The organism is bacterium (genome assembly GCA_018814885.1).
Lineage (GTDB): Bacteria > Krumholzibacteriota > Krumholzibacteriia > LZORAL124-64-63 > LZORAL124-64-63 > JAHIYU01.
In genome coordinates, this window is sequence record JAHIYU010000078.1 from 1 (window position 1) to 6,680 (window position 6,680).

Annotated in this window: 9 protein-coding genes; 3 read left to right on the forward strand and 6 right to left on the reverse strand. The window is 69.4% G+C overall.

From position 1 onward, the window contains the following. From KJ554_04770 to KJ554_04795, 6 genes are all read right to left on the reverse strand, one after another. On the reverse strand, positions 1 to 253 hold a 253-nt coding region (locus tag KJ554_04770), incomplete at its 3' end, for a zf-HC2 domain-containing protein (protein MBU0741651.1). After that, complete coding sequence (locus tag KJ554_04775; GenBank protein MBU0741652.1) at positions 250 to 798, reverse strand: RNA polymerase sigma factor; 549 nt, start codon at positions 796 to 798, stop codon at positions 250 to 252. The genes KJ554_04770 and KJ554_04775, both read right to left, overlap by 4 nt. A gap of 50 nt (positions 799 to 848) precedes the next feature. Continuing rightward, positions 849 to 2,318: a sulfatase gene (locus KJ554_04780; GenBank protein ID MBU0741653.1), complete on the reverse strand. Its 1,470-nt coding sequence runs from the start codon at positions 2,316 to 2,318 to the stop codon at positions 849 to 851. Further along, entirely contained in the window at positions 2,315 to 2,971 is a 657-nt protein-coding gene (locus tag KJ554_04785; GenBank protein MBU0741654.1) for a hypothetical protein, read from the reverse strand. The genes KJ554_04780 and KJ554_04785 overlap by 4 nt, the downstream gene beginning before the upstream one ends. A 61-nt stretch (positions 2,972 to 3,032) precedes the next feature. Continuing rightward, complete coding sequence (locus KJ554_04790; protein ID MBU0741655.1) at positions 3,033 to 3,314, reverse strand: hypothetical protein; 282 nt, start codon at positions 3,312 to 3,314, stop codon at positions 3,033 to 3,035. Positions 3,315 to 3,339: 25 nt separating this feature from the next. Beyond that, entirely contained in the window at positions 3,340 to 3,513 is a 174-nt protein-coding gene (locus tag KJ554_04795; protein MBU0741656.1) for a hypothetical protein, read from the reverse strand. Positions 3,514 to 3,835: 322 nt separating this feature from the next. Here KJ554_04795 and KJ554_04800 point away from each other — a divergent pair, with 322 nt between their 5' ends. The 3 genes from KJ554_04800 to KJ554_04810 all read left to right on the forward strand — a co-directional run. Next, on the forward strand, positions 3,836 to 5,140 hold the full coding sequence (locus tag KJ554_04800) for a KamA family radical SAM protein (GenBank protein ID MBU0741657.1): 1,305 nt from the start codon (positions 3,836 to 3,838) through the stop codon (positions 5,138 to 5,140). Further along, on the forward strand, positions 5,134 to 6,168 hold the full coding sequence (locus KJ554_04805; GenBank protein ID MBU0741658.1) for a D-alanine--D-alanine ligase: 1,035 nt from the start codon (positions 5,134 to 5,136) through the stop codon (positions 6,166 to 6,168). The genes KJ554_04800 and KJ554_04805 overlap by 7 nt, the downstream gene beginning before the upstream one ends. Further along, a partial coding sequence (locus KJ554_04810) for a D-alanine--D-alanine ligase (protein MBU0741659.1) occupies positions 6,146 to 6,680 on the forward strand: 535 nt, incomplete at its 3' end. The genes KJ554_04805 and KJ554_04810, both read left to right, overlap by 23 nt.

Sequence of the window (6,680 nt, forward strand, 5' to 3'; positions counted from 1 at the left end):
CCGCTCCGATACCGCGGTCGGGGGCGTCCACCGCCGCGAGGATGTCCTCGGTGATCCGCGCGGGGCACGAGACGACGGGCAGCGACGCCAGCGCCTCGCGCAACGCGATCTCCCTGGCCAGCTCGCCGCGACAGTCGGGACACGTCGCGAGGTGCCGCTCCACTTCGACGACCTCGCGCGGGTCCATTTCTCCCGCGGCGTAGCCGGCAAGCTGGCTGCCGATCCCGTCGCACGCAGTGTCATCTCTGGTCATACCGTCTCCCGTTTCACGGCCGGATCGCACTCGCGCCCCGGCTCCAGCACCCGGCGCAGCACCTGACGCGCCCGATGCAGCTGCACCTTCACGGTGCTCGTCTTGATGCCCAGCATTCCGGCGACCTCGTCGAGCTTCAGGCCCTGGAAGTAGTGCAGGATCATGGCGCTGCGCGTCTCGTCCTGCAGGGCGTCCATGGCGTCCAGCAGCATGGCCCGGGTCTGCTCCCGCTGCAGCCCGTGATCGGGAGCGGTTTCCGCGGCGCTCGTCGCGTTCGCCGCGGCGGCCAGCGCGTCCGGCAGCTCCAGACGCCTCCTGGCTGCATCGCGCCGCCGCGTCCGATCGATGCAGAGGTTGTGCGCGACCCTGATCAGCCAGGCTTCCACGCGCTGCGGATCCACCTCGTGCCGCTTGTTCCAGAGGCGCAGGAAGGCGTCCTGGGTGACGTCCTCGGCATCGTCCCTGTCCCTCAGGTAGTACAGGGAGTAGCTGTAGACGCGGTCCCGTTGGCGCTGCAGGATCTCGACGAACGCGCGTTTGTCCATGGCCCTACAAGGACGTTTCGACGGGGTATCAGGTTACAGAGAAGGTGCGATCAGTCGACGTAGCCCAGCGAGCGCAGGCGCTGGCGTGCGGCCGTGTCCAGCTCGGCCGGGCGCTGCTCGCCGCTCTGCGTCAGGGGCGAATCCAGGTCGAAGTTGGACCACAGCTTCTCGACGAGATCGGCCGCCACGCCGGGGGTCCGGCCGGAGAGGTCGGTGCGCTCGTACGGGTCCCGGTCGAGACGGTAGAGCTCGACGCGCTCGGTCCCGCCCTCGCGGAAATAGATCAGCTTCCACGGCCACTCCACCAGCGCCTTGGTGAAGCGGTCGGGCGCCGAGCCCTGCTCGGCAAGCAGGGTGCGCGGCCCGATCTCCTCGTCGCCCAGCATCGCCGGCAGCAGGCTGCGGCCCGCCAGGTCGCCCGGGTTCTCCAGTCCCGCGACCTCCATGATAGTGGGCAGCACGTCCAGGGTCGAGACCGGCTCGGAGACGACGCGGCCGGCGCCGCGGTTGCCGGGCAGCTTCACGATCAACGGCACGTGGAGGGTCTCCTGGTAGGGCAGGTAGTGGGTGAAGTAGATGTCGTGGTCCATCAGATGCTCGCCGTGGTCGGCCACCAGCACGATCAGCATGTCGTCGTAGAGACCCATCTCCTTCAGCCCCGCGAGCAGGCGTCCCACCTGCTTGTCGGTGTAGCTGACCTCCGCGGCGTACTGGCTCGTGGGATACCGCCAGTCGGTTATCCCGTCGAGCCAGTCGTACATGCCGGTCTCCTTGTTGTCGTCGGTCAGGGTCTCCGACGCCATGATGGCGTCGAGGATTGGTTCGCCGGGACTCCGCGGATCGCGATCGAAGTAGTAGATGGCGTCGTAAGGCGGCGGCGGCGCGTAGGGCGCGTGGGGATCGAAGTAATGGGTGAAGAGGTAAAGGGGCTCGTCGCCGTAGCGCTTGCAGTATTCCAGGGAGAGCGCGGTGATGGTGCTGGCCTGATCGTAGTCGGTCATGACCTTGGGCACCTTCATGTCCGTGTTGTAACCCTGCTCCATGCCGTAGACGGAGGTCAGATAGTAGACGCCCATGAAACCGACCGTATGGTAGCCGGCCGCCGAGAAGCGCTCGGCGATGGTCTGGTGCCGGTCGTCGAGCATCTGGAAATCGCCGCCGATGGCCTCGTGGCGCGATGGCAGCTGGCCCGTGAAGATCGACGCGAACGAGGGCAGGGTCCACGGCGCGGTCGAGAAGCAGCGGGCGAAGCGGATGCCGTCGCGGGCCAGTGCTTCCATGTGGGGCGTGCGCACTCCGGAGGACTCGAAGCTGCAGGTGTGGTCCTCGCGCAGCGTGTCGATGCCCAGCAGCAGCACGCCGGGCCCGGGCGAACGTCCGGCCCGCGGCGACGGCGTCCCGCCCCCACCCTGATGCAGCCACAGGAAGACCATCCCCGCCAGCAACGGCCCTGCGGCGATCAGCGCGATCCGCGTGCGCGGCGCCTTCGTCCGCTTCCTCCGCTTCGTCTGCTTCTTCAATCGTACGACCTTCCCGTCTTCGCGCCGCCGATCACGTCGGTCGACACGGCCGCGCGCGTGAACCAGCCCCAGCCGAAGGTCTCTGACGACCGCTGCCAGTTCCAGAAATTCTGATGATTGACACCGCCCTCGATGCGAAAGGCCCGCGCGGGCTCGAGGCGCAGCCCCACGTAGGGGTTGAAGGCGACGCCCTTGTCTTCGGCCTGGAAAACGTAGGCGGCATCGTAGCCCACCGCCACGCCCACGCCGCCGACGGGCGCGGCGGTCAGGGCCGGGTGGACCAGCGGCGCCCAAGCCGGCAGCAAAGCCAGGGCGAGGGGCTTGACGACGCAGTCGCAGGACCGGCACAGCACGCTGGTGGCCATCAGTGGCAGCATGACGCCGAGGCCGACCAGGTAATCCGCCGCGAAGCGGACCTTGCCGTCGTCCTTGAACCGGTAGACCTCGAGCGGCGCGCTGAGATCGAGGGCCAGCCAGTCGTGATCGGCGAAGGCATTCGTGCGCACGACCACGTCCAGGCCCACGAGATCCAGATCGCCGTGTCGGCCATAGCTCACGCCGTAGTGGGAGATCCGCTGTTCGGGCTCCGCCGCCGGACAGGCCTCGGCGGCGAACACGACGAGCGCAGCGACCAGGACCGTGTGCTTTCCCAAGGGGAGCATCTCGTATCCGTTTCTCCTAAACTTAGGAGAAGTAATCGATCTTCGTGCAGCCTCAGCCGTCCCACAGGCGATCGTAGGCGGCGAGTCTGGTTTTCACGAACTCCCGCGCCGCCTTGCGCGAGGCCAGGGGGCGCACAGCGCGCGTTTTCCGGTCGGGCTGCTCGACGGCGGCCAGCCGTCCGTCCAGTTCCACCAACGCGAGGACCCCGGCGAGACCCGTATCGTGGGTCTCGACGAGCGTGAACGCGGGGGCGAGCCGACCCCAGGCCCTCGCGGTCAGCGCCACGATCTCGCCGGCCGCGAGCCGGTCCTGCAGATCACGGAGACCCTTCATCGCGCCAGGACCACCTTGCGGGTGATCACGCGGTCGCCGCTGACCAGCCGCACCATGTAGAGCCCGTCCGGCAGCCGGTGGCCCTCAGCTCGGCCGGGATGTTGTCGGAGGGCCCGGGTTGCGCCGGGTCGTCACCGCCCCCGCAACCGGCCAGCAGGGATGCGCTCACGCACGCGCACAGGACGAGTCTCTTCACCATGATACCCCTTCCTCTGACGTCGCAAGATTGTACGATACGCGCACAGGCAACACCAGACCTCTTCGGCTCCCCGGAAGGGGGTGATGGCCCTTCGAAAAAAAACTGCGGCCTGAACGACATTCCGTGTTGACTTCCTGCCTGCCGGGTCTAAATTAACGCCGCTTCCAGAGAGCGACCGGCGCGGTCCGGCCGCGCGAGGAAGAGGTCGGGGTAGGTCCGCGGGCCCGCCCGGCGCAGCCCACAGGCGGCACGGCGAATTCCGGATCCCACCCGACACACAGGGGACCCTGGTCCTGGGAGGAGATCGATGCGTCGTAAGAATATGGTCGCCCGTCGCGACCGCGCCGCCGGTGTCCAGACGACCGCCGGCAGAGTGGAGGAGCGCCCCGAAGAGCCTCCTTCCGAACCTCCGTCGCATGGCCTAGCATTAGCTGGCCGCCCGAGCACCGCCGTCCCACCTGCTCCCGCAGGTGGCTTTTTATTGGGCGCCGATCGGTCCGCTGCCACGAGACGCGAGACGGCCTTCCGCCGCGCCTTCTTCCCCGAAGCCGCCGCGGCCGACTGGAACGATTGGCGCTGGCAGCTGCGCCACCGCATCCGCACCCTGGAACAGTTCGACCGCATGCTCGAGCTGTCGCCCTCCGAACGCCACGCGCTGCAGCTGGCCGGCGGCCTGCTGCCGGCCGCGGTGACGCCCTACTACATGAGCCTGCTCGACCCGTCGGACCCGCAGCAGCCGCTGCGCCGGACCGTGGTGCCCACACAGCACGAGCTGCTGCGCATGCCCGGCGAGGCCGACGACCCCCTCGGCGAGGACGCCCACAGCCCGGTGCCGGGCATCGTGCACCGGTACCCGGACCGCGTCCTGTTCCTGGTCCACGATTTCTGTCCAACCTACTGCCGCTACTGCACGCGCTCGCGACTGGTCGGCAACGGCGAGATGAAGCCCCAGCAGAGCCGTCTCGAGCTGTGCCTGGACTACATACGGCGCACGCCCTCGGTGCGCGACGTCCTGCTGTCCGGCGGCGAGCCCCTGAGCCTCGCCGACGACAAGCTGGACTGGATCCTCACGGAGCTGCGCGCGATCCCTCACGTGCAGATCATCCGCATCGGCACGAAGGCGCCGGCGGTCACGCCCCAGCGCATCACGCCGTCGCTGGTCAGGATGCTGCGCAAGCACCATCCGTTGATGATGAGTCTGCACTTCCTCCATCCCGACGAGTGCACGCCCGCAGCGGCGCGCGCCTGCACCCGCCTGGCGGACGCCGGCATCCCGCTCGGCTCGCAGACGGTGCTGCTCAAGGGCGTCAACGACGACGTCGAGACGATGAAGGCCCTGGTGCACAGGCTGCTCATGATGCGCGTGCGCCCCTACTACCTCTACCAGTGCGACCCCATCTCGGGCTCGTCGCACTTCCGCACGACGGTCGAGACGGGCCTGGAGATCATCCGGGGCCTGCGCGGCTGGACCTCCGGCTACGCCGTGCCCACGTACGTGATCGACGCGCCCGGCGGCGGCGGCAAGATCCCGCTGCAGCCCGACTACCTGGTGGCGAGCGGCAACGGCGAGGTGGTGCTGCGCAACTACGAGGGGAACCTCTACCGCTACAAGGAGGGGGCATGCTGATCGGCCTGACCTACGATCTCCGCGACGACTATCTCGCCGCCGGCTACGGCGAGGAGGAGACGGCGGAGTTCGACCGTCTGTCGACCATCGAGGCCCTGGAGTCCGCCCTGCACGACCTGGGACACGCGACCGAGCGCATCGGCAACGCGATCCGCCTCGTCGAGCGCCTGGCCGCAGGCGCTGACTGGGACCTCGTCTTCAACATCGCGGAGGGCATGCACGGCATCGGCCGCGAGGCCCAGGTGCCGGCGATCCTCGACGCGTACGGCATCCCGTATACCTTCAGCGACCCGCTGATCATGTCGCTGACCCTGCACAAGGGACTGACCAAGCGCCTGCTGCGCGACGCTGGTCTGCCCACGCCGCGGTTCGCCGAGATCTCCCGCCTGGAGGAGCTGCGCGGACTCGACCTGCCCTATCCCCTGTTCGCCAAGCCCATCGCCGAGGGCACCGGCAAGGGCATCGACGGGGCCTCGGTGCTGGCCGACCCAGACCAGCTCGCGGCCCGTTGCGCCGAGCTGCTGGAGCGCTTCCGCCAGCCCGTGCTGATCGAGACGTTCCTGCCCGGCCGCGAATTGACCGTCGGCATCCTGGGCAGCGGCGAACGGGCGAACGTGCTCGGCACCCTCGAGGTCGTCCTGCTGCCCGCGGCGGAGGCCGACGCCTACTCGTACGTGAACAAGGAGCGCTGCGAAGAGGTGGTGGAGTACCGCCGCGTCGACGCCGCGGACGACCCGCTGGTCGCCCTGGCCGAACGCACCGCCCTGGCGACCTGGCGGACGCTGGGCTGCCGCGACGGCGGGCGCGTGGACCTGCGCACCGACGACCGGGGCGTCCCCCAGGTCATGGAGATCAACCCCCTGGCCGGCCTGCACCCGGAGCATTCCGACCTGCCCATGATCGCGACGTCGCGGGGCATGCCGTACGTGGAGCTCATCGACCACATCGTCCAGTCCGCAGCCGAACGGCTGGCGACCACGCCGCGGCTACGCAGGGAGATGATCGATGCGCGTCCTCGTCCTGCATGACGACGTGCCAGCTGACGCCGCGCCCGACGCGCGCGACGTCCTCGTGCAGGCGGCGGCGGTGGTGGAAGCCCTGACCCGGCTCGGCCACGCGCCGGAGGTGCTGGGCTGCGGCCCGGACCTCGCGTCGCTCGAGTCCGAGCTGGCGCGACGCCGCCCCGACCAGGTCTTCAACCTGGTGGAGAGCCTCCGGGGGCACGGGCGCCTCATCCACGTCGTGCCCGGGCTGCTCGACGCCCTCGGCGTCGTCTACGCCGGCTGCCCGGCCGAGGCGCTTTTCACGACCTCGCACAAGATCCTCGCCAAGCGGCTGCTGGCCGGCGCCGGCCTGCCGACGCCCGCCTGGTACACGCTCCGCGGCGGCGAGCTGGAACCCGGCGGCGGCGGCGGGACGGATCCGCAGCGCTGCCTGGTGAAGTCCGTCTGGGAGGACGCGTCGGTGGGCCTGGACGACGCCTCGCTGGTGCCGGGAGACCGCGCCGCGGTCCGCGCCGCGATGGCGCAGAGGGACGGCC

Coding starts and splice junctions, on each gene's coding strand:
- KJ554_04775 (MBU0741652.1), bottom strand. CDS start 798: ATGGACAAACGCGCGTTCGTCGAGATCCTGCAGCGCCAACGGGACCGC.
- KJ554_04790 (MBU0741655.1), bottom strand. CDS start 3,314: ATGAAGGGTCTCCGTGATCTGCAGGACCGGCTCGCGGCCGGCGAGATC.
- KJ554_04795 (MBU0741656.1), bottom strand. CDS start 3,513: ATGGTGAAGAGACTCGTCCTGTGCGCGTGCGTGAGCGCATCCCTGCTG.
- KJ554_04800 (MBU0741657.1), top strand. CDS start 3,836: ATGGTCGCCCGTCGCGACCGCGCCGCCGGTGTCCAGACGACCGCCGGC.
- KJ554_04805 (MBU0741658.1), top strand. CDS start 5,134: ATGCTGATCGGCCTGACCTACGATCTCCGCGACGACTATCTCGCCGCC.